The 25,293-nt window shown below is 69.1% G+C and carries 21 protein-coding genes and 2 pseudogenes; 15 read left to right on the top strand and 8 right to left on the bottom strand.

Annotation, left to right across the window (positions count from 1 at the left end; translation table 11 throughout):
* The first annotated feature begins 13 nt into the window (after nt 1–13).
* On the top strand, nt 14–745 hold the full coding sequence (locus ACH413_RS09620; RefSeq protein ID WP_360032635.1) for an RDD family protein: 732 nt from the start codon (nt 14–16) through the stop codon (nt 743–745).
* On the opposite strand, the gene ACH413_RS09625 is transcribed toward ACH413_RS09620, so the two are convergent.
* Nucleotides 742–1,647 carry a phosphotransferase gene (locus ACH413_RS09625; protein WP_360032632.1) on the bottom strand — a complete coding sequence of 302 codons (906 nt, stop codon included), beginning with the start codon at nt 1,645–1,647 and terminating at the stop codon, nt 742–744. The genes ACH413_RS09620 and ACH413_RS09625 overlap by 4 nt on opposite strands.
* Nucleotides 1,644–2,060: a nuclear transport factor 2 family protein gene (locus ACH413_RS09630; RefSeq protein WP_360032629.1), complete on the bottom strand. Its 417-nt coding sequence runs from the start codon at nt 2,058–2,060 to the stop codon at nt 1,644–1,646. The genes ACH413_RS09625 and ACH413_RS09630 overlap by 4 nt, the downstream gene beginning before the upstream one ends.
* A gap of 77 nt (nt 2,061–2,137) precedes the next feature.
* On the opposite strand from ACH413_RS09630, the gene ACH413_RS09635 reads away from it, so the two are divergent.
* Nucleotides 2,138–2,653 (top strand): helix-turn-helix domain-containing protein, encoded by a 516-nt coding sequence (locus tag ACH413_RS09635; RefSeq protein ID WP_360032626.1) that lies wholly within the window; start codon nt 2,138–2,140, stop codon nt 2,651–2,653.
* On the opposite strand, the gene ACH413_RS09640 is transcribed toward ACH413_RS09635, so the two are convergent.
* The 4 genes and pseudogenes from ACH413_RS09640 to ACH413_RS09655 form a co-directional block, all read right to left on the bottom strand.
* A complete protein-coding gene (locus ACH413_RS09640; protein WP_360033808.1) occupies nt 2,632–3,375 on the bottom strand; it encodes an ATP-binding cassette domain-containing protein in 744 nt (247 codons plus the stop codon). The genes ACH413_RS09635 and ACH413_RS09640 overlap by 22 nt on opposite strands.
* A gap of 33 nt (nt 3,376–3,408) precedes the next feature.
* Nucleotides 3,409–4,047 (bottom strand): annotated as a pseudogene (cbiQ, locus tag ACH413_RS09645) (cobalt ECF transporter T component CbiQ); the annotation flags it as partial.
* Nucleotides 4,044–4,328 carry a PDGLE domain-containing protein gene (locus ACH413_RS09650; protein WP_360032623.1) on the bottom strand — a complete coding sequence of 95 codons (285 nt, stop codon included), beginning with the start codon at nt 4,326–4,328 and terminating at the stop codon, nt 4,044–4,046. The gene ACH413_RS09650 and the pseudogene cbiQ, both read right to left, overlap by 4 nt.
* The gene (locus ACH413_RS09655; protein ID WP_360032621.1) at nt 4,325–5,011 is read right to left on the bottom strand and encodes an energy-coupling factor ABC transporter permease; all 687 of its coding nucleotides are present in this window, start codon (nt 5,009–5,011) and stop codon (nt 4,325–4,327) included. Before ACH413_RS09655 ends, ACH413_RS09650 begins: the two co-directional genes overlap by 4 nt.
* A gap of 299 nt (nt 5,012–5,310) precedes the next feature.
* On the opposite strand from ACH413_RS09655, the gene ACH413_RS09660 reads away from it, so the two are divergent.
* Together ACH413_RS09660 and ACH413_RS09665 are read left to right on the top strand one after the other, a co-directional pair.
* Nucleotides 5,311–7,407, top strand: a complete 2,097-nt coding sequence (locus tag ACH413_RS09660) for a glycosyl hydrolase family 95 catalytic domain-containing protein (RefSeq protein ID WP_360032618.1) — start codon at nt 5,311–5,313, stop codon at nt 7,405–7,407.
* 49 nt (nt 7,408–7,456) lie between these two features.
* Nucleotides 7,457–8,806, top strand: a complete 1,350-nt coding sequence (locus ACH413_RS09665; protein ID WP_360032615.1) for an aminotransferase class V-fold PLP-dependent enzyme — start codon at nt 7,457–7,459, stop codon at nt 8,804–8,806.
* Between the two features lie 94 nt (nt 8,807–8,900).
* On the opposite strand, the gene ACH413_RS09670 is transcribed toward ACH413_RS09665, so the two are convergent.
* Nucleotides 8,901–9,476, bottom strand: a complete 576-nt coding sequence (locus ACH413_RS09670; protein ID WP_360032612.1) for a MarR family transcriptional regulator — start codon at nt 9,474–9,476, stop codon at nt 8,901–8,903.
* A 302-nt stretch (nt 9,477–9,778) separates the two neighbouring features.
* Between ACH413_RS09670 and ACH413_RS09675 the strand changes: the two genes are divergently transcribed.
* From ACH413_RS09675 to ACH413_RS09710, 8 genes are all read left to right on the top strand, one after another.
* Nucleotides 9,779–11,128 carry a glutamine synthetase family protein gene (locus ACH413_RS09675; RefSeq protein WP_093588121.1) on the top strand — a complete coding sequence of 450 codons (1,350 nt, stop codon included), beginning with the start codon at nt 9,779–9,781 and terminating at the stop codon, nt 11,126–11,128.
* 10 nt (nt 11,129–11,138) lie between these two features.
* Nucleotides 11,139–13,625: a DUF3516 domain-containing protein gene (locus tag ACH413_RS09680; protein ID WP_360032609.1), complete on the top strand. Its 2,487-nt coding sequence runs from the start codon at nt 11,139–11,141 to the stop codon at nt 13,623–13,625.
* A gap of 70 nt (nt 13,626–13,695) precedes the next feature.
* Nucleotides 13,696–15,861 (top strand): VCBS repeat-containing protein, encoded by a 2,166-nt coding sequence (locus ACH413_RS09685; protein ID WP_360032606.1) that lies wholly within the window; start codon nt 13,696–13,698, stop codon nt 15,859–15,861.
* 421 nt (nt 15,862–16,282) lie between these two features.
* Nucleotides 16,283–16,570, top strand: coding sequence for a hypothetical protein (locus ACH413_RS09690; RefSeq protein WP_360032603.1), 288 nt, complete (start codon nt 16,283–16,285; stop codon nt 16,568–16,570).
* A gap of 308 nt (nt 16,571–16,878) precedes the next feature.
* Nucleotides 16,879–17,781 (top strand): LytTR family DNA-binding domain-containing protein, encoded by a 903-nt coding sequence (locus ACH413_RS09695; RefSeq protein ID WP_360032600.1) that lies wholly within the window; start codon nt 16,879–16,881, stop codon nt 17,779–17,781.
* The gene (locus ACH413_RS09700) at nt 17,778–18,179 is read left to right on the top strand and encodes a hypothetical protein (RefSeq protein ID WP_360032597.1); all 402 of its coding nucleotides are present in this window, start codon (nt 17,778–17,780) and stop codon (nt 18,177–18,179) included. Before ACH413_RS09695 ends, ACH413_RS09700 begins: the two co-directional genes overlap by 4 nt.
* On the top strand, nt 18,176–19,918 hold the full coding sequence (locus ACH413_RS09705) for a cation acetate symporter (protein ID WP_360032594.1): 1,743 nt from the start codon (nt 18,176–18,178) through the stop codon (nt 19,916–19,918). The genes ACH413_RS09700 and ACH413_RS09705 overlap by 4 nt, the downstream gene beginning before the upstream one ends.
* 7 nt (nt 19,919–19,925) lie before the next feature.
* Complete coding sequence (locus ACH413_RS09710) at nt 19,926–21,101, top strand: histidine kinase (RefSeq protein ID WP_360032591.1); 1,176 nt, start codon at nt 19,926–19,928, stop codon at nt 21,099–21,101.
* Between the two features lie 67 nt (nt 21,102–21,168).
* On the opposite strand, the pseudogene ACH413_RS09715 reads toward ACH413_RS09710, so the two are convergent.
* A pseudogene (locus ACH413_RS09715) lies at nt 21,169–21,525 on the bottom strand (transposase); the annotation flags it as partial.
* A 683-nt stretch (nt 21,526–22,208) separates the two neighbouring features.
* Between ACH413_RS09715 and ACH413_RS09720 the strand changes: the two are divergent.
* The 3 genes from ACH413_RS09720 (at nt 22,209) to ACH413_RS09730 (ending at nt 25,249) form a co-directional block, all read left to right on the top strand.
* The gene (locus tag ACH413_RS09720; protein WP_360032588.1) at nt 22,209–23,027 is read left to right on the top strand and encodes a metallophosphoesterase; all 819 of its coding nucleotides are present in this window, start codon (nt 22,209–22,211) and stop codon (nt 23,025–23,027) included.
* On the top strand, nt 23,028–23,672 hold the full coding sequence (locus tag ACH413_RS09725) for a 4'-phosphopantetheinyl transferase superfamily protein (protein WP_360032585.1): 645 nt from the start codon (nt 23,028–23,030) through the stop codon (nt 23,670–23,672).
* Nucleotides 23,673–23,770: 98 nt separating this feature from the next.
* Nucleotides 23,771–25,249, top strand: coding sequence for a glutamate--cysteine ligase (locus ACH413_RS09730; RefSeq protein ID WP_360032582.1), 1,479 nt, complete (start codon nt 23,771–23,773; stop codon nt 25,247–25,249).
* Nucleotides 25,250–25,293: the final 44 nt, after the last annotated feature.

Genomic DNA, 25,293 nt, shown 5'->3' on the forward strand with positions numbered 1-25,293 from the left:
TCACACTATCCGCGTGGGGGACCTCGTCACCGGTGAAGCCGTAGTTCTGGACCTGCGCGTCGCACAGCTCGCGAGCAGGGCCGTCGCGTTCGCGTTCGACGTGGCCGTGCAGTTCGGCCTGCTGCTGCTCGTGTCACTGCTCGTACCGATCGGCTTCGACGACGCGCTGCAAACGGCCCTCGCGCTGTCCCTGGCGGTGCTCGTCCTCGTCGGCTACCCGACCGCGGTCGAGTCGCTGTCCCGCGGCCGCTCGCTGGGCAAGCTCGTGATGGGCCTGCGCGTCGTCCGCGACGACGGCGGCGCCATCCGCTTCCGGCACGCCCTGGTGCGCGCGCTCGGCGGCTTCTTCGTGGACTTCTGGGCCCTCGGCCTGGGCGGCGCCGTCGCCCTGTTCGTGTCGCTGTTCTCCCCGCAGGGCAAGCGCGTGGGCGACTACCTCGCGGGCACCGTCGTGATCCACACCCGCGTGCCGAAGCAGCAGGTGGAACTCGCCACGATGCCGCCGCAGCTCGCCGAGTGGGCGTCCGGCCTCGACCTGTCACAGCTGCCGGACGAGCTGGTGCTGGCGGTGCGGCAGTACCTGAGCCGCTACGCGGAGCTGACCGAGCAGGCGCGGTGGGACCTGGGGTCGCGGCTGTCGGACGACGTGGGGACCGCGATCCGGTCGCCGCGTCTGGAGTACACGCACCCGCATCCGTACCTGTCGGCGGTGCTGGCGGAACGTCGGCGTCGCGCGGCCGCCTAGGCGTTCGCCAGCCGGAGGCGTTCGGCTCCCTGCTCCCGCACAGCGTCACCCGACGGCGTCGGATCGCCGTGCAGCACCTCCCAGCGTGCGTTGTGCAAGGCGGTCCACATGCTCCCCGCCCACGCGATCTCCATCTCCTCCAGGGAGAACGCACGCCCACGAACGGCCTGATAGGCCTCGATGAACGCCAAAGAACTCTCCAACGGCACCCAGCCAGGTGGCGAGGCGTTGGCGAACGCGCCGGAAGCCGCACCCACCAACGCCGCCTCCGGTTGCCACGCCAGGCTGTCCCAGTCGTGCACGGCCAGCACCGCGCCGTCCTGCCAACGCAGGTTCTGCGCCTCGAAGTCGGCATGGCCCAACACGCACGGCAGCGAAGTGGCCAGCAGCCGCGCACGCACCCGAGAAGCCGCCTCCACCACGAACGGCGGCACGACGCTCTGGTCCCGCGCGTCGAGGAAGTCGATCGCCGGCCACACGCCGGAATCCTTGTGGTCCCACCGAGCCCAGCGCGGCGACGGCAGCGGTGGCGGGACGGAGACGTCGGCCAGCAACGCCATCAGCGAAGCGAACACGGCCGCATAGCGCCGGGCGATGTCGGGCGACGTGCCGAGCAGCATCTCCCCACCGGGCAACGACGATTCGGCGTGCACGGCCAGCCCGTCGGCGAAAAGCACCGGCGTGAGCGGGCGGGGGCACGGAAACCCCCGCTCCGCCAACGAAGCCTGCGCGGTCAGGCACGACACGGCGCGGCCGTCGTCCTCACGGGCCTTCACGTAGACCTCGCGGCCGTCGGCCAGCAGCACACCGAAGACCGACGAGATCGACACGCGCTCGTAGAGCACCTCGGACACCGGGCTGCCCAGCTCCGCGACGCACCAAGCCCGCAGGTCGAACGTCATACGCCCAGTAGCTCGGTCAGCAGCAGCGGGTTCATGTAGTCGTCGTAACGGACGATCTCGCCGTCGCGCAAGTGGAGGATCGCGATGGCGGTGAACGTGTAGTAGTCCTGCTTCACCTTCGACCAGCCGCGGTGGGTGATCTCGGCGACCGCGACGGACGGATCGTTGGTGCGCCAGCACTGGGCCTCGACGCTCTGGATCTCGATCCGGTCCCGCACGCCCGCGCCTCTGACCTGGCTGAAGTACGCGCGGATCTCCTCGCGGCCCTTGATCTCCTCCGGCTGGTAGTGCGTCGGGAAGCGGTAGGCCATGACCCCGTCCTCGGCGAAGAGGTCGGCGAACTGGCTGTGCGTCTCCTCCCCCGCCACCATCCCGCGGACGTGGTCGACGATCTGTTCGGGTGTGCGCGTCATGGCTTCATCCCCAAAAGTAGAATCGGAACGGTGACCCCGGTTATGACGATACGGAACGCGCGCCCCGGTTGGCAACGATGAGGGCCGACGCGGCGCGGAACCGCGAGAAGGTGCTGGACGCGGCACGGGAGTTGTTCGCGACCCAAGGCTTCGAGGTGCCGTTGGACGAGATCGCCGGCAAGGCCGGCGTCGGGCCCGGCACGGTCTACCGGCACTTCCCGACCAAGCAGGCGTTGTTCCAGGCCGTCACGGAGACGCGGGTGTCGGCCATGATCGCGTCCGCCGACGAGCCCGCGGAGGACGCGCAACAGGCGCTGTTCGCGTTCCTCACCAAGATGGCGGACGAGGCGGCGGTGAAGCGGGACATGTCCGACGCGATCACCGTGTCACCCGAGCTGCGCAAGGGCCTGCACAAGGCGTTGGGCGGGCTTCTCCACAAGGCCCAGGAAGCGGGCACGGTCCGTGCCGACGTCACGGCCACGGACCTCGTGGTGCTCATGAAGGGGATGCTGCAGAGCATGCACGACGGGGCGAATCCCGCCGTGCTGCTGGAGATCGTGCTGAAAGGGCTTCAGTCGAGCCGGAAGCCGTAGGGCAGTTCGAGGCGGTGGCGCGCCAGCAGAGCGCTGTCGGCGAGGATCTCGCGGGTCGGGCCGTCCGCCACGACCACGCCGTCGTCGATCAGCACGCTGCGGGGGCAGATCTGCAGCGCGAACGGCAGGTCGTGCGTGACCATGAGCATGGTGGGGGCCAACGAGAGCAGCAGCTCGGCCAGTTCGCGGCGGGCCACCGGTTCGAGGTTCGCCGACGGCTCGTCCAGCACCAGGATCTCCGGCGAGCAGGCCAGCACCGAGGCCAGCGCGACGCGGCGGCGCTGGCCGCCGGACAGGTGCAGCGGGGAGCGGTCCGCGACCGACTCCATTCCCACGGCGCTCAACGCCTCCAGCACGCGCGAGTCCACATCGGACAGACCGAAGTTGCGCGGGCCGAACGCGACGTCCTCGGCGACCGTCGGGCAGAACAGCTGGTCGTCGGGGTCCTGGAAGACGAGGCCGACGCGGCGGCGGATCTCGCGCAGGTTCTGCTTGCGGACCTCCAGCCCGGCGATCGAGATCGAGCCCGAACCGCCGCCGAGAACTCCGTTGAGGTGCAACGCGAACGTGGTCTTGCCGGCACCGTTCGGGCCGAGCACCGCGACGCGTTCGCCGCGGTCGACGCGCAGGTCGATGCCGAACAACGCCTGGTGCCCGTCCGGGTAGGCGAAGGCCAGCTTCGAGACCTCCAGCGCGGGAGCCGCCACGGTCTCGGGCACCATCGTCGCCGAGCCTCCCGACTGACCCGTCCAGCCACGCGACACCATCGCGAGATGCACCCTCTCTCCGCGTTCGTAGGACCGGATGAACAGCGTGCCGACCGACCGGGCCATCGCGCCCGCCTGCCACAGGAACCGCGGGTCGTCGCCGCGCGAGATGCGGGCGACGCGCATGCGTTTCGCTTCTCCCACGACGACTTCGCCGTACCGCAGCATCAGGGTCGCGATCATGATCAACGGCGCGGGCACCCGCAACGTCTGCAGGCCGCGCAGCAACTCCCCCGGCGCGGTCGTGGCCGCCAGGGTCAGGCTGATCAGGACGCCCAGCGTGCCCTTGGCCAGGATGTTCCAGCCCGCCAGCGAACCTTCGACCGACACGGAGAAGCCGAGGAAGTCGGTGCGCGGATCCGTGCCGAAGATCGGCAGCAGGAACGCGAGCACCACGAACGGCGCCTCGATCACCGCGCGCTTCACGAACCACAGCACGGGGACCTGGGCCACGAACCACACCGCGACGATCACCAGCAGGTACAACCCGAACAGCGGGAACAGCGTGCGCGGGGTCGCCACGACGCCCAGCACCGCCCCGAACGCCACGAGGATCTTCACGTGGGGCGCGAGGCGGTGCACCGGCGAGTCGCCGGCGTGGTGCAGGACGTCGTGGGCACCGCTCATCGAACGTCGGACTTCTTGCGCAGCACCCAGAAAAGGCCGAACGAGAGCGCGAGAACGACGATCACGCCGAGCACGCCCGCGAGGCCGGTGAACTTGTCGTCGCCGCCGAGCGCGTAGTCGGCGAACGTGCTGCCGGAGAACGGGTGCTCCTGCGCGTGCTCGGCGATCCCGGTGTCCTCGACGGTCTTGTCCAGGCCGTCCGGGTCGCCGGACGCGAAGTACGACAGCACCCCGGCGATCAGCAGCGACACGAACACGAACCCGATGGCGAACTTCTTCACGACCGGACCTCCAGCGGCTTGCGGCTGCCCTTGAGCAGGTAGACGAGGTCGGGCCGGATGGAGGCGACCGACGTGACGGTGACGGCGGTGATCAGGCCCTCACCGATGCCGATCAACGCGTGCAGCCCCCACATCAGCAGCGCGACCTTGCCGATCTCCACGCCGCCCGCACCACCGATCGCGTACTCGATGACGAAGCCGGTCGCGGCGACCACCGTGTTGACGAACGCCGAGACGAACGCGACGGCGAACAGCCCGCCCTTGCCCTTCTCGGCGAACTTGCGCAGGGCGACGGCGACCAGGAAGCCGGTCGCGGTGCCGATCAGCGCCATGTTGGTGACGTTCGCGCCCAGGGCGGTGAGACCGCCGTCCGCGAACAGCAGCGCCTGCACCACCAGCACGATCGTCACGCACAGCGCGCCGACCCACGGGCCGACGAGGATCGCCGCGAGCGCTCCGCCGAGCAGGTGCCCGGACGCGCCGGGCAGGATCGGGAAGTTGATCATCTGGACGGCGAAGATGAACGTGGCCACCAGGCCCGCCATCGGCGCCGTGCGGTCGTCGAGGTCCGCACGGGCCTTGACCAACGCGAACCCGACGCCCACCGCCGCGAGGACGAGGAAGGCGACCGACACCGGCGCGTTCAGCAGACCGTCGCTCATGTGCATGGCAACAGGTGACATGAGGGGTCACGCTAATTGCCCGACCTCGGCTATGGCTAGAACTGTGCAACAACGATTTGCAGGCAAGAAGGGCGTTGATCGTCACAGGGTCGCTAGTCATCGGATGACTTCTGCGGTTAGATCCGTTCCGCCGCCGCCACGGCACGGAGGGACGAACAGTGACAGAGCTGTCGCGTAGAACCTTTTTGTACGGGACGGGCGCGGCCGTGGGGGCCTCCGCACTCGGGGTGGGCTCCGCCGTCGCAGCGCCGGAAACATCGGGTCACAACGTCCACCGGGACGTGGTCCGCGATGCCCGCATGGAGTGGAGGAAACTGCCGCAGAACTGGGGCGACAGTCCTTTCCTCGCCAATGGATTCCTGGGTGTCCAGGTCTACGCGGGCCGCACCGCGAACGAGCTCAAGCTCATGCTCAGCCACTCGGAGGTCCAGGACCAGCGCGAACACTGGGAGGCCGCGGTCGGCCTGTCCCGGCTGCCGATCGGGTACCTGACCCTGCGGTTCGCCGGCGCGATCACCGCCGTCGACTGGACGCTCGACCTGTGGAACGCGGAGCTCACCGGCTCGGTCACCACCACGCAGGGCAGCGCCACGTTCACGATGCTCGTGCACAACTCGCGCAGCACGTTCCTCGCCTCCGTCAAGGGTGAGGCGACCTGGGGTTTCCAGCCGCTGGAGTCGTCGACGACCCGCCAGATCCGCAGGCCGGCCGACTACACCGCGAACCCCGCCCCCACGCTGGGCACGGCCAACGGCGTCTCCTACGCCGCACAACCGCTGCTCGCGGGCGGTGGCTACACAACGGCCTGGCAGACCCGCAACGGCCGGTTCGCCGCGCACGTGGCGTACACACACCCTGCGGACACGCACACGTCCGACGCGATCCGTGAGGTGCGGCAGGCGCTCGCGATCCCGTCCGAGGTGCTGACGCTGCAGCATCGCCGCTGGTGGAACGCCTACTTCGGCAAGTCGCTGGTGTCCGTGCCGGACAAGCTCGTGCAGCGCTTCTACTGGTTGCAGCTCTACAAGATGGCCGCCGCGACGAGGAACGACGCGCCCGTCATCTCCGAGTGGGGCCCGTGGTTCCCCGAGCAGGGCAACAGCTGGACGGCCGTGTGGTGGAACCTCAACGTCCAGATCTCGTATCCGCTGATCAACGGCTCGAACCACCACGAACTCGACGCGGTGACGACGACGCTGAAGCGGTTCGAGCACAACCTCGAACTCAACGTGAACCCGGCTTACCGCGACGGGAACTCGTACGCGATCTGCCACCCCGGCGACCGCACGCTGCGCTCCGGGCCGCGCTACTGCGGCGTTCCCGGCGTCGCGCCGAACGACCATACGGGCAATCTTCTGTGGGCCTGCCACAACGTCTGGCTGGGCTACCGGCACACGATGGACGGGAAGATCCTCAAGGACGTCCTCTTCCCCATCCTCACCAAGGCCGTCAACTACTACGCCCGGTTCCTCGTCGAGGGAACGGACGGCAAGCTGCACCTGCCGGAGACGCGCTCACCGGAGTACGCGAACGCCACGGACACGACGTACGACCTCTCGCTGATCCGCTGGGGCGTGCGCACGTTGCTGTCCATTGAGGAGAACGCGCGCTGGCGCGACATCGCCAATCGACTGGTCCCCTACGCCCTGGGCCCGAACGGCGCGTTGATCGGCAAGGACGTGTCGCTCAACGACTCGCACCGGCACTTCTCGCACATGCTCTGGTTCTACCCGTTGCGCGAACTGACCTACGACATGCCGGAGCACCGCGACCTGATCAACAAGACGTTCGACCACTGGGTGTCGCGGCAACAGGCGTGGGCGGGCTACAGCTACGGGGCCGCGTCCGCGATGGCGTCGGCGATGGGCCGGCCGGAGGAGGCGCTCCAGTTCCTGCGCTACTTCCTCGACCGCAAACAGGTCGGCACGAACGCCGTGCTGACCGAGAACACCTTCTACCGCGAGGGAGGCAACCTCGCGATCGAGTCGCCGCTGATGTCCGGCCAGGCCGTGCTGGAAATGATGGTCCAGTCTCACAACAACGTCGTGCGCGTCTTCCCGTCCGTTTCGTCCACATGGGCCGATGCGTCCATCTCGTCGTTGCGCACGCAAGGAGCGTTCCTTGTGGACGCTTCGCGTTCCTCCGGACGGACGGACTGGATCAAGGTCCATTCGGAGGCAGGCTCGCCTTTGCTTCTGGAGCACGGGATCCAGGGCGACATCGACGTCCGCGACACGTGGGGGCGACGCCTCGACCACAAGTCACGTGGCTCGGCCATCGAGATCCCGCTTCGCCGAGGTCAGAGCGCCGTGGTGTCGCGTCGCGGCACACGTCCTGACGTCTCAGCACGTGATGTGAAAGCCAACGGCTCGTCTTCGCGCTGGGGTCTGCCGTAACGTCCAAATTCGAACATTCGGATGTGCGCGTGGACGAGTGGAGTGTGCGGTGGATCTTCAGCACTGGCTCAACGAGGCGTTGGCCAACCACGAGAAGTGGACGGCCGACTACGGCACCTTCACACCCCACTCGTCCCTGCAGGTCGACCCGGCGCTCTTCGGTTCGGCACTCGCCGAGCTGCAGGACCGGCTGCGCGACAACTACCCGTTCTTCCACCCGCGCTACGCGGGCCAGATGCTCAAACCGCCGCATCCCGCCGCCGTCGTGGGCTACCTGTCCGCGATGCTGATCAACCCGAACAACCACGCCCTCGACGGCGGTCCCGCGACCGCCGCGATGGAACGCGAGGTCGTCTCGGACCTGGCGACGATGTTCGGCTACGGCGACCACCACCTGGGCCACCTGACGTCCAGCGGCACGATCGCGAACCTCGAAGCGCTCTTCGTGGCCCGTTCGCTGCATCCGACCCGTGGCGTCGCCTACTCCTCCGAGGCGCACTACACGCACTCACGGATGTGCGGCGTGCTCGGCATCGAGGGTTTCCCTGTCGCCGTGGACGGCCTAGGGCGCATGGATCTGGACGCGCTCGAGGACCTCTTGAAGACCGGCAAGGTCGGAACCGTCGTGGTCACTCCGGGAACTACCGCTTTGGGTGCCATCGAACCGGTGCATCTTGTACTGGACGTCGCACGCCGCTACGACGCGCGGGTGCACGTGGACGGAGCGTACGGCGGCTTCTTCACGTTGCTCGCGGGCACCGATCTGGCGCCCGAGCCGTGGGAGGCCATCGGCTCGTGCGACTCCGTGGTGGTGGACCCGCACAAGCACGGCCTACAGCCCTACGGCTGCGGCGCGGTCCTGTTCCGCGACCCGTCCGTGGGCCGCTTCTACCTGCACGACTCCCCCTACACGTACTTCACGTCCGACGAGATGCACCTGGGCGAGATCAGCCTGGAGTGCTCCCGCGCGGGCGCCGCGGCAGCCGGCCTGTGGCTGACGCTGCGGCTGCTGCCGTTGACGCGCGACGGTCTGGGCGAGGTGCTGGCGGCCGGACGGCGGGCGGCCGTGCGGTGGGCGTCGATCATCCGCGAGTCCGAGGCCCTGGAGCTCTACCAGGAGCCCGAGCTGGACATCGTCACGTACTTCCCGCGGACCGATCCGCTGACCCTGTCCGCGGTGGACGCCGCCTCCCACCGCGTGATGGAGACGGGCATGAACGCGGCCGTCGACCCGATCTTCCTGAGCGTGGCACGGGCCTCGAAGACCGCGTTCGCCGCCCGGCATCCCGAGGTGGAGGCCGACGTGGACGGTGCGCGGGTGCTGCGCAGCGTGCTGATGAAGCCGGAGTCGGAGGACTACCTCGACACCCTGCACGCGCGGGTGCTGAGCCTGCTCTGAGCGCTGGTCAGGGGCTTGCCCTCTGACCAGTCAGACCCTCCAAGAACGCCAAATTGGGCGACTCACCCCCGGTGAGTCGCCCGATGGCGGCGGGTCAGCCGTGCTTCGCGCGCCGACCGGATCGGCGCGGCGGCAGCGGCGTGTCCCCGCGCAGGTCGAGCCGGCGCTGCTCGCCGTTGGCCTCGAGGTGCGTGACCATGCGGCGCAGCATCTCGGCCAGCGACTGGGACTCCGACGACTCCAGCGAACCGCTGACGAAGACCTCTTCCTCGTTGAACTTGGGGAAGAGGTCGGCCATCAGTTCTTCACCCTCAGGGGTGAGCCGCAGGACCGCCAGACGCCCGTCGGTCGGGTGGCCCAGGCGCTCCAGCAGGCCCCGCGACTGCAGCGTCTTGGCGACGCCCGTCAGGGTGCCCTTGGAGATACCCGCCTCCTCGGCGACGTAGCGCGTCTCCATCTCGCCCCAGATCCACACGACCCAGAGCACGACGAAGCCGGTCCAGGTCAGATCGCTGGTGCGCAGCACCGAGTTCTCGAGGTGCTGGCGAATCGCGGTCGCGGCGCGGTGGATGTTCGACACCGCCGCCATCTGCTCGCGATGCAGCGGCACCGCACCGAGCTTGGCCTGGACGGCCTTCTCGGTCTCGGCAATCGTGTGGTGACCAGACAACTCAAAGTCTCCCGTGCTCGAGCTCAGGTGTTCCCGGCACAATACTTGCGGTTCCGAACTATGTCTGTGATGTGGTGCGAGTCGGTCCGCAACCACTTTGATCACGATCCCACATCGTGCATGATCTCGTGACGGTCGTCACCCGTCCAGTTACGGACTGTTGCCTCGTGGTGGACGATGAGTGTGGGGCACCGAACGGGGACCAATGGCGGTCTTTGCCCCACGGACGGGTCGATAGCGTTTGCCCCTCAACGTTATCCCCTCCGCGTCAGCGACACACTGTGCCGGAAAGGTAGTTCGACGTGGTCGGTGAACAGGTGACACGGGAACTCGCGGCGAGACTCGGCGAGGACGGGATCGACGTGGTGCGCGTCGTCTTCCCCGACCTGCTCGGCACCGACCGGGGCCGTGACGTCCTCGTAGAGCACCTACCTGCGGTGATTCAGCGCGGACTGTCGTTCTGCCGGGCGGTGTACAGCACGACGCCCGGCGGCAAGACGACCGAGACCGGGGGTGTGCTCGACGCCGGGCTGCCCGACGTGATCGTGGTCCCCGACCTCGACACGCTGCTCCCCATTCCGTGGGAACCGGGCGTGGCGTGGTGCATCGGCGACGCGGTCAGCCCCGCCGACGAAAGGCCCGTCGACGAATCTCCCAGACAGGTGCTGCGCAGGGCCCTGGAGGTGTTCGAGACGACCGGCCTGCAACCGGTGATCGGGCCCGAGTTGGAATATTTTCTCTGCGAACCGGACGAAGATCGCCCGAACGGGTGGCGCCCCTACTGCGATGAGCCGGGCAACGTCTACGCGACCGGCCGCCGCGGAGATTCAGACGGTCATCTGTTGAGAACTCTGCGCACGCTCAGCTCGGCGGGTCTGCAGACGACCGGCGGCAACCACGAATACGCCGGGGGCCAGTTCGAAATCAACCTCGTCCATTCGCCCGCCATGGACGCGGCCGATCGCGCGTTCCGCTTCAAAACGAGCGTGAAAGAGCTGGCCAGGCGCGAAGGCCGGCTGGCGACGTTCATGGCCAAGCCGTTCAACGACGGCGGCGGCAGCGGGTTCCACCTGCACCTGTCGTGCCACGAGAAGGACGGCCGCAACGCGTTCCAGGCGCCGGGGAGCTCCAGCGGCCTGTCCGACGAGGCGCGCTGGGCCATCGGCGGCATCCTCAAGCACGCCCCGGCGCTGGCCGCGCTGCTCAACCCCACGGTCAACTCCTACAAGCGGTTCGGTCCCGACTCGCTCGCGCCGTGGCTGATCGACTGGGGTCTCGACAACCGCAGCTCGATGCTGCGGGTGCCGGCCGAACGCGGCGAGACCACCCGGCTCGAACTGCGGCTCGGCGACGCGAGCGCGAACCCCTACCTCGGCATCGCGGGTCTCGTCGCGGCCACCTACCTGGGCATTCGCGACCGGATCGAGCCGCCGCGGCCGTCCGCCGGGTACGGCTACGACCCGTCGAAGGCCCCCACGCTGCCCGCCACGCTGCCCGACGCCCTCGCCTATCTGGAGGAGGACACGGCGATGGTCGAGGTGCTGGGCAAGGACTTCGTGCGGTCCTATGTGGACTTCAAGTGGGAGGAGGTGGCCCGGTTCCAGCGGTTCGTGACCGACTGGGAGTTCACCGAATACGCGTACCACCTATAGTTCACCTGCGATGACTGCACTTACGGACCGGCTCACCTCGATCGCCGACGAAGACGAACTGTTCGACGCCTTCTCCCACTGGGCGACTGAGCGCGGCCTCGCGCTGTACCCGGCGCAGGAGGAAGCGGTCATCGAGCTCGTCTCGGGGGCCAACGTCATCCTCAGCACCCCCACGGGGTCGGGCAAGAGCCTGGTGGCGATCGGCGCCCACCTGGTCGCGATGGCGGCCAACCAGCGCAGCTTCTACACCGCGCCGATCAAGGCCCTGGTCTCGGAGAAGTTCTTCGCGCTGTGCGAGATCTTCGGGCCGGAGAACGTCGGCATGATGACCGGCGACGCCAGCGTCAACGACCAGGCGCCCATCATCTGCTGCACCGCGGAGATCCTCGCGAACATCGCCCTGCGCGACGGCCACACGGCCGACGTCGGCCAGGTCGTGATGGACGAGTTCCACTTCTACAGCGAGCCCGACCGCGGCTGGGCCTGGCAGGTGCCGATCGTCGAGCTGCCGCAGGCCCAGTTCCTGCTGATGTCGGCGACGCTGGGCGACGTCTCGTTCTTCGAGAAGGACCTGACGCGCCGCACCGGCAGGCCGACGGCGGTGGTCCGTTCGGCGCAGCGCCCGGTGCCGCTCAACTTCCAGTACGTCTCCACGCCGTTGCACGAGACGATCGAAGACCTGCTGCACGGCCGTGAGGCACCGATCTACGTCGTGCACTTCACCCAGGCCGCGGCTCTGGAACGCGCGCAGTCGCTGATGAGCGTCAACGTCGCCACGAAGCCGGAGAAGGAGCAGATCGCCGCGACGATCGGCAACTTCCGGTTCTCGGCCGGGTTCGGCAAGACGCTGTCGCGGCTGGTCCGGCACGGCATCGGCGTGCACCACGCCGGCATGCTGCCGAAGTACCGCCGCCTGGTCGAGCAGCTCGCGCAGGCCGGTCTGCTGAAGGTCATCTGCGGCACGGACACGCTCGGCGTCGGCATCAACGTCCCGATCCGCACGGTCGTGTTCACCGCTCTCTCGAAGTACGACGGCACGCGCACGCGCATCCTCAAGGCCCGTGAGTTCCACCAGATCGCCGGACGGGCGGGGCGCGCGGGCTTCGACACCATCGGCACCGTCGTCGTGCAGGCGCCGGAGCACGAGGTCGAGAACATCAAGGCGCTGGCCAAGGCCGGCGACGACCCGAAGAAGCGCCGCAAGGTCGTGCGCAAGAAGGCTCCGGACGGGTTCGTGTCGTGGAGCGAGTCGACGTTCGAACGGCTCGTCGGTGCCGAACCGGAGCCGCTCACGTCGTCGTTCCAGGTCTCGCACGCGATGCTGCTCAACGTGATCGGCCGCCCGCAGGGCGGCGCGTTCCAGGCGATGCGGCACCTGCTCGAGGACAACCACGAGGACCGTCCGAAGCAGCTCAAGCACATCCGCCGCGCGCTCGCGATGTACAAGGCGCTGGTCGCGGCGGGCGTCGTCGAACGCCACGGCGAGGAGTTCCAGCTCACCGTCGACCTGCAGTTCAACTTCGCGCTGAACCAGCCGCTGTCGCCGTTCGCGCTGGCCGCGGTCGAACTGCTCGACCGCGAGGCACCGGGCTACGAGCTGGACGTGCTGTCGGTGATCGAGTCCATTTTGGACAACCCGCGGCAGATCCTGGGCGCGCAGGAGCACAAGGCGCGGGGCGAGGCCATCGGCGCGATGAAGGCCGACGGCATCGAGTACGACCAGCGGATGGAGATGCTGGACGAGGTCACGTACCCGAAGCCGCTCGCCGAACTGCTCGACGCCGCGTTCTTCACCTACCGCCGCGGCCACCCGTGGGTCGGCGACTACGACCTGTCCCCCAAGTCCGTCGTGCGGGACATGTACGAGCGCGCGATGACGTTCACGGAGTACGTGGCGTTCTACGGCCTCGCACGCTCCGAGGGCCTCGTGCTGCGGTACCTGGCCGACGCCTACAAGGCGCTGTCGCAGACGGTGCCGGACGAGGCGAAGACCGAGGAGCTCAACGACCTGATCTCGTGGCTGGGCGAACTCGTCCGCCAGGTCGACTCGTCGCTGATCGACGAGTGGGAGAAGCTCACCAACCCGGACGCCCCGGTCGAGGAGGTGCGCGTCGACCTGCCGCCCGCGGTCACGCGCAACGTCCGCGCGTTCCGCGTGCTGGTCCGCAACGCGCTGTTCCGCCGCGTCGAACTGGCCGCCAAGCGCGACTGGTACTCGCTGGGCGAGCTCGACCACGAGTCGGGCTGGACGGCCAAGGAGTGGATGGACGCGCTGGAGCCGTACTTCGAGGAGCACTCGGACATCGGCGCGGGCCCGAACGCGCGCGGCCCGGCGTTCCTGATCATCAACGTCGAGCGCGAGCGCTGGGTGTGCCGGCAGATCTTCGAGGACCCGGCCGGGGACAAGGACTGGGGCTTCAACGCCGAGGTCGACCTGGCCGCGTCGGACGAGCTGGGCGAGGCGGTCGTGGTCATCACCGACGTCGGCAGGCTCTGACTCCATAGGCAACCGAACCTCTCCCCCGCGCGTGAACGCAGTGCGGCATTCATGAGCGAGGGGGAGACTCGTGCGAAGAATTCTGTCTTTCGGCGCGCTGTTTGCGCTGGTCACGACACTGATCACACCGCCGGCCCAGGCCGTGTCCCACTCGGCCGAACCGGTCGCGTGGACGCAGGTGAACGAGCTGCGGCCGGACACCTCGTACTGGGAGACCGACCGGGGGGCGGTCCGCGCCGGCACGATCGACGGTGGCGTGTGGCGGTCGCTGTTCCAGTTCGACACGCGGCATCTGGCCGGTGCACGGATCATCAAGGTCAACGTCTACCTGGTCGTCGACCGCACCGAGTCGTGCGACGAGACGTCCGTCCAGTTGTGGAACACCGGCGCGATCGACCCGGCCAGGCCGCTGACCTGGCGGACCTCGGCCGATCTCTGGCGCACCCAGGTCGCGACCGGGGCCGCGCAGGCGTGCGGTGAGTTCAACACGCCGCTGGGGTTCGAGAGCGACCAGATGAGGCAGGTGGTCCAGCAGGTCGCCGACGAACGGGCCGGGGCGATCGGATTCGGGTTGCGGGCGCAGCAGGAGCACGACTCCGCGTACGGCAAGGCGATCGTGCCCAAGAGCGTGGCCCTCGTCGTGGAATACAACAACGCGCCGAGCGTGCCGGTCGTGAACACCTCATATCCGCGTGCGTGTGGAACGGCGGACGCGCCGACGGTCATGCCTCCGCCGAGCCAGTTCTCGGGCCGTGCCAAGGACCTGGACGACGACAACGTGAGCACCACGCTGGAGATCCGTGACGCGGCGGGAGCCACGGTGCACACCAGCACCGTCGGCCCGACCACGCCGGGATCGGCGTTCTCGTGGCCGGAGCTGCCCGCGGGCCTGCTCAAGCACGGCGAGAAGTACAGCTACCGCGCGAAGACCTCTGACGGCACGGACACCGGCCCGTACAGCGCCGAGTGCTGGTTCCAGGTCGACAGCGTGCTGCCCGGCAAGCCGGGCATCTCCTCGACCGACTACCCGAACGGCGAGCCGGCGATCCCGGCGGGCACCACGGGGACGATCACGCTGTCCCCCGCCACCCCCGGCGACGACGTCTACGGCTACCAGTTCGGGCTGCAGCAGGACTCGGCGACCACCTTCGTCAAGGCAGGGCCGGACGGCCGCGCGGTCGTCCCGGTGACGGTGCAGCGCGACGACGTGGGCTGGTGGTCGTTCTTCTACGCGCGGGCGGTGGACCGCGCGGGAAACGTCAGCGACTACAACAAGAGCTGGGACGTCGCGGCGCTCGACCCGGTGACGCCGCAGCCGCACGTGCGCGGTGACCTCACCGGCGACGGCCGTGCGGACGTGACCTTCATGCAGCGCCACGACTTCGGCCGGATGACCATCTGGAACGTGACGGCGCGCGACGGCGGCTTCCACGCCGGCACGCAGCTCTACGACACGGGCATCTCCTCCGGGTCCGAGCAGTGGGGTCTGCACGTGCGGGGCGACTTCAACGGGGACGGTCGCAGCGAGGTGGTCCAGTTCCAGCGCAGCGGGGACAACACCCGGTTGATCCTGCTCCGGTCCGACGGCAACCGCCTCGGGGCGCCGCCCGTGCCGTGGACCGGTGCTCTGCCGCTGGACCAGGCCCGGTTCACGTCCGGTGACTTCGACGGCGACGGCAAGGCCGACGTCGCGGCCGCCACCGGCTCGCGGGTGCTGGTGTTCCGCGGTGCCGACCTGAGCGCGCCCGCGACGTGGCTGGAGGGCGTGACCGGCAAGATCGTCGCCGGTGACTTCGACGGTGACGGCAAGGCCGACCTCGCCGAGGTCCGGGACGAGAACGGGACCACGAGCATGCGGACCTACGCGTCGTCCGGAACCGCGTTCGGGGCGGGCGAGGTCCGCTGGCAGGGCGGCGACTACCGCGCCGCCGACGTCACGCTGGTGGCCGCCGACGTGGACGGCGACGGCCGCGGGGACGTGGTGGCCGCGAGCGGCACGAAGCTGGTGGTCCACACCGCAGCGGACTTCGCCGCGCGCACCTGGTGGAGCGGCGCTCTTGCCGCGCCGGTGTTCACCGCGGGTGACTTCGACCTCGACGGCAAGGAGGACATCGCCGCTGTGCGGACCGCCGGTGGCAGGACGCAGCTGTGGACGTGGAAGTCGACGGGGAGCGCGTTCGGCTCGCCGGTGCAGGGCTGGGAGGACGAGACCCGCGGCACGCCCGCCGCGTCCTAGTGGAACTCGCCACTATTTCCACCTGAACCGAACGACGGAACTCCGCGTGCGCTCCACCGCGCCGCATTGCAGCAAGAGAGTTAATACGTCGGTCGAGAAGTCCCTCGGCCGACGTAACTCAATGCCGTGATTCCTGCGACCCAGGACACACCCGGCAGGCCCGGCGCCACCCGTGTCGCCGGGCCTACCAGGCACGTAGAACCGACACAGTGTCGAGAAACGTCGACTAAACGCCGAAAACCGTTCATTTCAGCCGACGGCCATAAGTGCGCGCCAGTTGAGACGAGCGCCAAATGAGACGATTGCGCAATCGATTGACCGGGTAGTCCTCCTGGGGCAACATCATTGCACTGGGCCACAGTGGTCGAGATATGGTGATGCCCAGCAGGAAATGTCTGGCGCAGCACGACTGGAGGAATCCGTGGACCCGGCACTGGACGCCTTGCGCGACCGGCTGGCGGAGATCGTCGCGTCACCGCCGGACAACACCGAGGAACTGGTGGACACGCTGAGCGGCCTCGCCAAGCTGTCGAACCAGTGGTCCGAGGCGATCCAGGCGCTGCGCGCGCCCACCCGCAGACTCATCGGCCCGGCCGCCGCCGCCTCCGTGAGCGTCGCCGCCCGCCGCGCCGAGGAGTCGTTCATCGAGCTGGAGATCACGCTCGGTGACGCGCTGGCGGCCCAGCCCCGTGCGATCCGGCAGCCCTGACTGGATCTTTCGCCTCCGCTGACGGCTGAGTTCACCGAGGGTTCGCAGATCCTCACCGAGACACACCCGATCGGAGGGTTTCCGCTCCTCCTCTCCCTGGCGGATGATGCGCCCGATCGGGCTTTCAGGGCGGGAGGGGTGCTCGTGGTGCACACGGTGCGCAACCGGACCCCCGCGGCGGGTCACCCTCCGTGAGGGGGCATGATCGCGTATCCGACGCCCACGGCTCACCAGGCGCGCGATGACCGAGCGTGGTCTAATCGCCGCCACGTGAGGATCGGCCGTACACAGTTTGGACTCGATCTCGAATGACCTCAGGTCTGCCCTGCCCCATCTGCGAGGGGCCGGATCGACGTGGCAGCCTCGAGCGCTCCCTGCGGGTGCTCGCCGTCGACGACGAGGCGCCCGCGCTGGAAGACCTCACCTACCTGTTGCGCTCCGATCCGCGCATCGCCCACGTGGAAGCGGTCACCGACGCCACCAAGGCGCTGCGGGTGCTGCACCGCGCGATGGACGCCGGGCAGCCGTTGGACGCGGTGTTCCTCGACATCCGCATGCCGGGGCTGGACGGTCTCGACCTCGCCCGCGTGCTGTCGCGGTTCGCGCAGCCGCCGCCCGTGGTGTTCGTGACGGCGCACCAGCAGCCCGCGGTGGAGGCGTTCGAACTCAAGGCGCTCGACTACCTGCTCAAGCCCGTGCGCGCGGAACGGCTCGCCGAGTCCGTGCACCGCATCGTGCACGAGGTCTGGGACTCCAAGACCGCTGCCGAACCCGCCTCCCCGGCGCCCGCGCAGCCCGCGAACTCCACGCCGCCAGAGATGGGTGACGAGGTCATCCCCGTCGAACTCGGTGGCGTCACCCGGTTCATCCGCCTCGCCGACATCCGGTACGTGGAGGCGCACGGCGACTACGCCCGCCTGCACACCGCGACCGGCAGCGGCCTCGTGCGCGCGGCGTTGAACGGGCTCGAGGAACGCTGGCGCAGCGCCGGGTTCGTCCGCATCCACCGCAGCCACCTGGTGTCGCTCGGCCACATCGACGAACTGCGGCTGGAGGACGGGCACCTGAGCGTCACCATCGGCGGCGCGGTGCTGCCGGTCAGCCGCCGGCACGCCCGGCACCTGCGGCAACTGCTCGTCCGCCGCGCCAGGCCCACTCCCGTCTCGGGTAGCGCCGGTGTCCTGCAACCGAGGAACGGGCTCGGGTCGTGACGACGCCACCACCCCGGCGGCCGGACCCGAGGCCGACCCAGCGCGTGGTGGTGACGAGCCCGCGCACGCGGGCACCCCGTGCGCGCCGCCCGTACTCGGGCACGCGCGAGATCAACGAGCAGAGCGAGCTCGGCGCCGTCTACATGCGCACGCTGATCCGGGCGCAACGGCGGCTGGGCATCTCGGTCTGCCTGGTGGCGTGCGGCGCGTTGGGTCTGTTGCCGCTGCTGTTCGCGATCGAGCCGGAGTTCGGCAAGTTCCGGATCCTCGGGCTCGGCCTGCCGTGGTTCCTGCTGTGCGTGGCGACGTGCCCGATGCTGCTGCTGGCCGGCTGGTTCTACGTGCGGCAGGCCGAACGCAGTGAGCGCGAGTTCGCGGAGCTGGTCGAACGTCCATGACGAGTGGTTACGCCATCGTGGCGGTGCTGGTCGTCGCACTGGGCACGATCCTGGTCGGCACCTACGGACTGCGCGTCTCCCGCACCACGTCCGACTTCTACGTCGCCTCGCGCACGGTCTCGCCGTGGTGGAACGCCTCGGCGATCGGCGGCGAGTACCTGTCGGCGGCGTCGTTCGTCGGCATCGCCGGGCTGATCTTCGCCTACGGGCCGGACATGCTGTGGTTCCCGGTCGGCTACACCGCCGGGTACCTGGTGCTGCTGACGATGGTCGCCGCGCCGCTGCGGCGGTCCGGCGCCTACACGCTGCCGGACTTCGCCGAGGCCCGCTTCCGTTCCCGCGGCGTCCGCGCGGTCGCGTCGATCCTGGCGCTGGCGATCGGCTGGCTGTACCTGCTGCCGCAGCTGGAAGGCGCGGGCCTGACGCTGAACACGGTGACCGGCGCGCCGGACTGGCTGGGCGCGCTGGTGGTCACGGTGGTCGTGACGGTGAACGTGATGTCCGGCGGGATGCGGTCGATCACGTTCGTGCAGGCGTTCCAGTACTGGCTCAAGCTCACCGCGATCACCGTGCCGATCGTGTTCCTGATCGTCGTGTGGCAGGCGCACGGCGCCGACTCGCTGACCAAGCCCGAGTACCCGATGTTCCGGCAGGACACCGAGGTCGCGTTCCAGCGCCAGACCACCATCCACGCCGAGAAGGCCCTCTTCATCAAGGGCACCGGCGACGTCGACGGCGTGCGCATCGAGAACACAGGCATCGTGCTGACCGAGGGCTACCACCGCATCGGGCAGGGCTCGGAGTTCACGTTCCCGAAGGACGCGCCCGTCCCGCATCTGTCCACAATGGAGCACAACACCAACGAGATGTGGTCGCTGCCGATGTCGAGCGGCCAGGACTTCCCGTTGTACGGGGCCTATTCGCTCATCATCGCGACGTTCCTGGGCACCATGGGCCTGCCGCACGTGATCGTGCGCTTCTACACCAACCCGAACGGCACCGCCGCGCGCCGCACGACGTTGATCGTGCTCGGCCTGCTCTCCGTCTTCTACCTGATGCCCCCGATGTACGGGGCGCTCGGCCGGCTCTACACCCCCGAACTGCTGATGACCGGCCAGACCGACGCCGTGGTGCTGGTGCTGCCGACCCGGATGATCGACGGCATCGGCGGCGAACTGCTCGGCGCCCTGGTGGCGGGCGGTGCGTTCGCGGCGTTCCTCTCCACGTCGTCGGGCCTGGTCGTGTCACTGGCGGGCGTGCTCTCGCAGGACGTGCTGCGCCTGGGCGGCGTGCGCGGGTTCCGGATCTCGACGGTGCTCGCGGGCCTCGTGCCGCTGGCGATGACGTTCGTGTCGACCGGCATGCCCGTCGCGGACATGGTCGGCCTCGCGTTCGCCGTCGCCGCGTCCTCGTTGTGCCCCTTGCTGATGCTGGGGATCTGGTCGAGCCGCATCACCACGGTCGGTGCCATCGCCGGCATGCTCGCGGGCGGCGTGCCCGCGCTGACCGCGGGTCTCGTCACGATGTTCACCGACACCGGCGACGCCTGGTACGAGATCCTGCTCTCCCGCCCCGCCGCGTGGACGGTCCCGCTCGGCTTCACGGTCATGTACGTCGTCTCCCTGCTCACCCAACGGCACGTTCCGCCAGGGGTGCAGCGCACGATGGTCAAGCTCCACGCGCCCGAGAACCTCGGGCTGGACAGCTCAAGCTCGAACTCGGGCGACGAGCGAAGCTAGGGGTGACATGCAGGACTTCCTCACCGCCGCCGCGATCCTGTTCGTGGGCGGAGCGGCCGTGCTCGTCCTGTGGCGAGGCACGCGCAACAAGCAGTCGCTCTCGACCGAGGCCCAGCGCGTCACCTACGAGACCCTGCACACGGCCTGGTCCGCCGCTCCCCCGCTGCGCGCCGGCCTCGTCCCCGACGCGGCGAAGAAGTCCGCGCGGCACCTGCGCACGTTGCTGGACACACCCGCTCTCGCCCTGACCGACGAGACGGAGGTCGTGGCCTGGGAAGGCGTCTCCGACCACCACGCGGCCGAGGCCATGGCGCAGGCGGAGGACGTCTTCCAGACCGGCCGCACCCAGGCGTTCGACATCGGCTGCACCGAACCGAACTGCCCGATCAACTGCGCCGTCGTCGCCCCGCTGACCGTCGAGGGCCGCGTCGTCGGCACCCTGGCCGCCTACTCCCGCGAGGCCTCGGCCGGCCTGGTGCGCGCGACGAACCAGGTCGCCCGCTGGGCGGCGGGCCAGCTCGAACTGGCCGAACTGGACCGCTCCCGCACCCGGCTGGTGGAGGCGGAGGTGCGGGCCCTGCGCGCGCAGATCTCGCCGCACTTCATCTACAACTCGCTGTCCGCCATCGCCTCCTACGTCCGCACGAACCCGGAGCGCGCCAGGACCCTGCTCCTCGACTTCGCGGACTTCACCCGCTACTCGTTCCGCCGCCACGGCGACTTCACGACCCTGGCCGAGGAACTGCGCTCGATCGACCAGTACCTGGCCCTGGAACGCGCCCGCTTCGGCGAACGCCTGAAGGTCACCCTGCAGGTGGCGCCCGAGGTGCTGCCGGTGACCGTGCCGTTCCTGTGCCTGCAGCCGCTGGTCGAGAACGCCGTCCGGCACGGCATGGAGGGCAAGGTCGAGCCGGGCCACATCCAGATCTACGCGAACGACGGCGGCGCCGAGGCGCACATCACCATCGAGGACGACGGCATCGGCATGGACCCGGAGAAGCTGCGCCGGACGCTGGCCGGGCAGGTGGACGAGTCGGCCGGCATCGGCCTCGGCAACATCGACGAACGGCTGCGGCGCGTGTACGGCGACGAGTACGGGCTGGTCGTGGAGACGGCGTGCGGGCTGGGCACGAAGATCACCGTGCGGGTGCCGAAGTACCACGCGGGCATCAACGGCATGTGAGCGCACGAAAACGCCGGAGCCACCCTTGTTCAGGATGACTCCGGCGAAGCTTGCGAACCAGCGGTCAGCTGGCGGCCTTCGCGGCCCGGCGGTCCGCCGCGTCCAGCACCGCGCGGATCCAGTCGATCTCGTCGGTCCCGCACGCGCCCTCGGCCGCGGCGCGGCGGAGCCGGACCCACAGGCCCAGGTCCGTCCACTCCTGGAACCGCCGGTGCACGGTCGGCACGGTCACGCCGAACGACGCCGGCAGGTGCCGCCAGGCGCACCCGGACGACAGCACGAACACGATCGCGGTGAACACCGAACGGCTGCACACCCGGCCGCGGCCGCCGCCCTGACGACGGACCTTGGCCGGTGGGATGAGCGGCTCGACGACGGCCCAGAGGTTCGCCGAGACGAGACGGGCGGAGAGCTGGTCGATCACGTCACCGCGGCCGGCCTCCAGGCCGGACTCGGGCCAGGCCGACGTGCGCATCCACGAGTCGGGGCGCTGCGCCACGTCGGCGGGCCGCTGGTCCTGGCGGGCGGACTCGGCGCGCTGACGGGAGCGGAGCAGGGTGGCCAGTGCGGTGTCCTCGGCCGTGGTGCGGCGCTGGGGGACGGCGTAGGCCTGGTGCTGCTGCGCGTGGCGGGCGATCTCGGCGCCCACCGTGCGGCGGAACGACGGGTTGCCCGCGAGGCGCGGGTCGACCGGCTGGCCGTAGCGGGTGGGGGCCTGGCCCACCGCCGCCTGGCGCGGCGGGATCTGACCCGCGGGCGCCTGGCGTGGGGGAACCGGGCGTCCTGGCACCTGACGGGGCGGGACCTGGCGCGCGAGGCGCGGGTCCGGGGTGCGAGCGAACTGCGAGTCGGTCATGGGGTCCTCCGCCAGGACTTTTCCGTCAGGTGACAGCGCTCACAGTAAGAAGGCGGCCAGAAAACAGGTAAGTACGTAGGCCATAAAAGGCGATGAACGGGCGTGCGGCGGCGATACGCGGCTTGCCCTGTTGAGACGAGTGGCGCACTGTCTGCGACGAACGGATAACCGGTCGTGGTACCGCTCTCACGATCGAGTGGCCCACCGGAGGGTAATGATCCGGTCGTTGACGCCACAGATACCGTCGAACTGTGAAGCTCTTGGCCACCAGCGACCTGCACGTCTCCTACCAGGACAACCGCCAGGTCGTGGAGACGATCGCCTCACCGGACGAGACCGACTGGCTGATCATCGCCGGGGACATCGGGGAGAAGTTCGCCGACATCGAGTGGACGCTCGCCACCCTCCGGCCGAAGTTCGCGAAGCTGATCTGGTCGCCGGGCAACCACGAGCTGTGGACCACCAAGGACGACCCCAACCAGGCCCGCGGCGAGATGCGCTACAAGCAGCTCGTGGAGCTGTGCCGCAGCCTCGACGTCATCACGCCGGAAGACCCGTACGTCACGTTCGACGGTCCCCGGGGTCCGGTCACCGTCTGTCCACTTTTCCTCGGCTACGACTACTCCTTTCGGCCGCACGGTGCCACGGACGTGAAGTCGGCCCTCGCCATCGCGCACGAGGCGGGCGTGGTGTGCACGGACGAGTACTTCCTGCACCCCGACCCGTACCCGTCCCGCGAGGCGTGGTGCCAGGCGCGCGTGAAGGAGACCGAGGAGCGGCTCGCGCAGGTCAGCGGCCCGACCGTGCTGATCAACCACTACCCGCTCGTCCGCGACCCCACGTTCGTGCTGCGCTACCCCGAGTTCGCGCTCTGGTGCGGCACGACGCTGACCGCCGACTGGCACAAGCGGTTCAACGTGGTCGAGATGGTCTACGGCCACCTGCACATCCCCCGCACGACGCACTACGACGGCGTGCGCTTCGACGAGGTCTCGCTCGGCTACCCGCGCGAGTGGAAACCACGCGGCACCACCCAGGTGAAGCTGCACGACGTGCTTCGGGAGTCCTAAGTGCTGGAGCAGGTCCTCCCCCCGCCCATCGTGGCCGTGGAGCGGTACGACGACGAACAGCCGGCCGACCTCTTCCCCGAGGAGGAGGCGCTGCTGGGCAACGCCGTGCCCAAGCGCCGGTTCGAGTTCGGCACGGTCCGCGCGTGCGCCCGCGAGGCGATGCGGCGGCTCGACGTCGAGCCCGCCCCGATCCTGCCGGGACCGAAGCGCGAACCGCTGTGGCCGGCCGGAATCGTCGGCAGCCTCACGCACTGCGCCGGGTACCGGGCCGCGGCACTGGCCCGCGACAGCGACTTCGAGACGATCGGCATCGACGCCGAACCGCACAAGCCCGCACCGGACGGCGTGCTGGGCGCGATCGCCATCCCGGCCGAGCTGCGCAGGATGCCGGGGCTGAAGGTCGACGACCCGAAGATCTGCTGGGACCGGCTGCTGTTCAGCGCCAAGGAGTCCACCTACAAGGCCTGGTACCCGGTCACGAAGCAGTGGCTCGGGTTCGAGGACGCGGACATCACGCTGAACGCCGACGGCACGTTCCACTCGCGCATCCTGCTGCCCGGCACCCCGATCGCCGGGTTCGACGGCCGCTGGCTGGTGCAGGGCGACCTCCTGCTGACCGTCATCGCGGTGCCCGCACGCGGGTAGGGAATGTCGTGTTGTTCCGGAACAGGACACACGAGTGTCGGATTGATCAACCATGGTGCAGAGTGGTGGGCTGAACCCTCGACCGCCGGGAGGCCACCATGGGCGAGGACGTCGCGAAGCACGAGTTCACGCGCGAGGACCGCACGCGGTACCGCACCAAGGTGCGGCGATGCCTCGACGTGTTCGCGCGGATGCTGCGTGAAGCGCGCTTCGACTTCGAAAGGCCGATGACGGGCCTGGAGATCGAGATCAACCTCATCGACGAGAACTGCGATCCGGCGATGAAGAACCACGAGGCCCTGGACGTCATCGACGACCCGGACTTCGTGACCGAGCTCGGTCAGTGGAACATCGAGATCAACGTGGCACCGCGCCGGCTAGCGGGCGGCGGCATCACGTCGTTCGAGGAGACGGTCCGCCGCAGCCTCAACGACGCCGAGGAGAAGGCCCGCGCGGTCGGCGCGCACATGGTCATCAACGGCATCCTGCCGACCCTGCGCACCAAGGACATCTCCCCCGGTCTGCTCTCCGGGAACCCGCGCTACGCGTTGCTCAACGAGCAGGTGCTGGCCGCGCGGGGCGAGGACCTGCAGATCTCCATCGACGGCGTCGAGCGGCTGCACCTCACGGCCAGCTCGATCGTCCCGGAGGCCGCGTGCACGAGCACGCAGCTGCACCTGCAGGTGTCGCCGGAGCAGTTCCCCGCGTACTGGAACGCCGCGCAGGCCATCGCGGGAGTGCAGGTCGCCGTCGGCGCGAACTCGCCGTTCTTCCTCGGCAAGGAGCTCTGGCGCGAGACCCGCATCGCACTGTTCCAGCAGGCCACGGACACCCGTGGCGACGAGCTCAAGGCCCAGGGCGTGCGGCCGCGGGTGTGGTTCGGCGAGCGGTGGATCAACTCGATCTTCGACCTGTTCGAGGAGAACGTCCGCTACTTCCCCGCGTTGCTGCCGATCTGCGACGACGAGGACCCGCTGGCCGTGCTCGACAAGGGCGACACGCCCACGCTGAGCGAGCTGAAGCTGCACAACGGCACCATCTACCGCTGGAACCGGCCGGTGTACGACGTGGTCCGCGACCGGCCGCACCTGCGCGTCGAGAACCGCGTGCTGCCGGCCGGACCGACCGTCGTGGACACCCTGGCCAACGCCGCGCTGTACTTCGGGCTGGTGCGCGCGCTGGCCGAGGACGAACGTCCACTGTGGTCGCAGATGAGCTTCCAGGCGGCGGAGGAGAACTTCAACGCCGCCTCGCGCAACGGGATGGACGCGCAGATGTACTGGCCCGGCGTCGGCACCGTGCCGGTGGTGGAACTGGTGCTGCGCCGGTTGTTGCCGCTCGCGCACGAGGGACTGATCCGGTGGGGCGTCGACTCGGCGGAGCGCGACCGTTTACTGGGCGTCATCGAGCAGCGGTGCCTGAGCGGCGTGAACGGCGCCACCTGGCAGGCGCGGGAGTTCCACCGGCACTACGACCACACGCACCTGGACCGGGCGGACGCGTTGCGCACGATGCTGCGGACCTATGTGGACCTGATGCACGCCAACGAACCCGTGCACACCTGGCCGTTGACGTAAGAAGAGGGCACAAGAAGAAGGGGTGGTCGCCGAAGCGACCACCC

Origin of the sequence: Lentzea sp. NPDC020367, from assembly GCF_044387305.1 — a bacterium.
Taxonomy (GTDB): domain Bacteria; phylum Actinomycetota; class Actinomycetes; order Mycobacteriales; family Pseudonocardiaceae; genus Lentzea.

Coding starts and splice junctions, on each gene's coding strand:
- ACH413_RS09625 (WP_360032632.1), bottom strand. CDS start 1,647: ATGACGTTCGACCTGCGGGCTTGGTGCGTCGCGGAGCTGGGCAGCCCG.
- ACH413_RS09630 (WP_360032629.1), bottom strand. CDS start 2,060: ATGACGCGCACACCCGAACAGATCGTCGACCACGTCCGCGGGATGGTG.
- ACH413_RS09635 (WP_360032626.1), top strand. CDS start 2,138: ATGAGGGCCGACGCGGCGCGGAACCGCGAGAAGGTGCTGGACGCGGCA.
- ACH413_RS09640 (WP_360033808.1), bottom strand. CDS start 3,375: ATGGTGCCCGAGACCGTGGCGGCTCCCGCGCTGGAGGTCTCGAAGCTG.
- ACH413_RS09655 (WP_360032621.1), bottom strand. CDS start 5,011: ATGTCACCTGTTGCCATGCACATGAGCGACGGTCTGCTGAACGCGCCG.
- ACH413_RS09660 (WP_360032618.1), top strand. CDS start 5,311: ATGGAGTGGAGGAAACTGCCGCAGAACTGGGGCGACAGTCCTTTCCTC.
- ACH413_RS09680 (WP_360032609.1), top strand. CDS start 11,139: ATGACTGCACTTACGGACCGGCTCACCTCGATCGCCGACGAAGACGAA.
- ACH413_RS09695 (WP_360032600.1), top strand. CDS start 16,879: ATGACCTCAGGTCTGCCCTGCCCCATCTGCGAGGGGCCGGATCGACGT.
- ACH413_RS09705 (WP_360032594.1), top strand. CDS start 18,176: ATGACGAGTGGTTACGCCATCGTGGCGGTGCTGGTCGTCGCACTGGGC.
- ACH413_RS09710 (WP_360032591.1), top strand. CDS start 19,926: ATGCAGGACTTCCTCACCGCCGCCGCGATCCTGTTCGTGGGCGGAGCG.
- ACH413_RS09730 (WP_360032582.1), top strand. CDS start 23,771: ATGGGCGAGGACGTCGCGAAGCACGAGTTCACGCGCGAGGACCGCACG.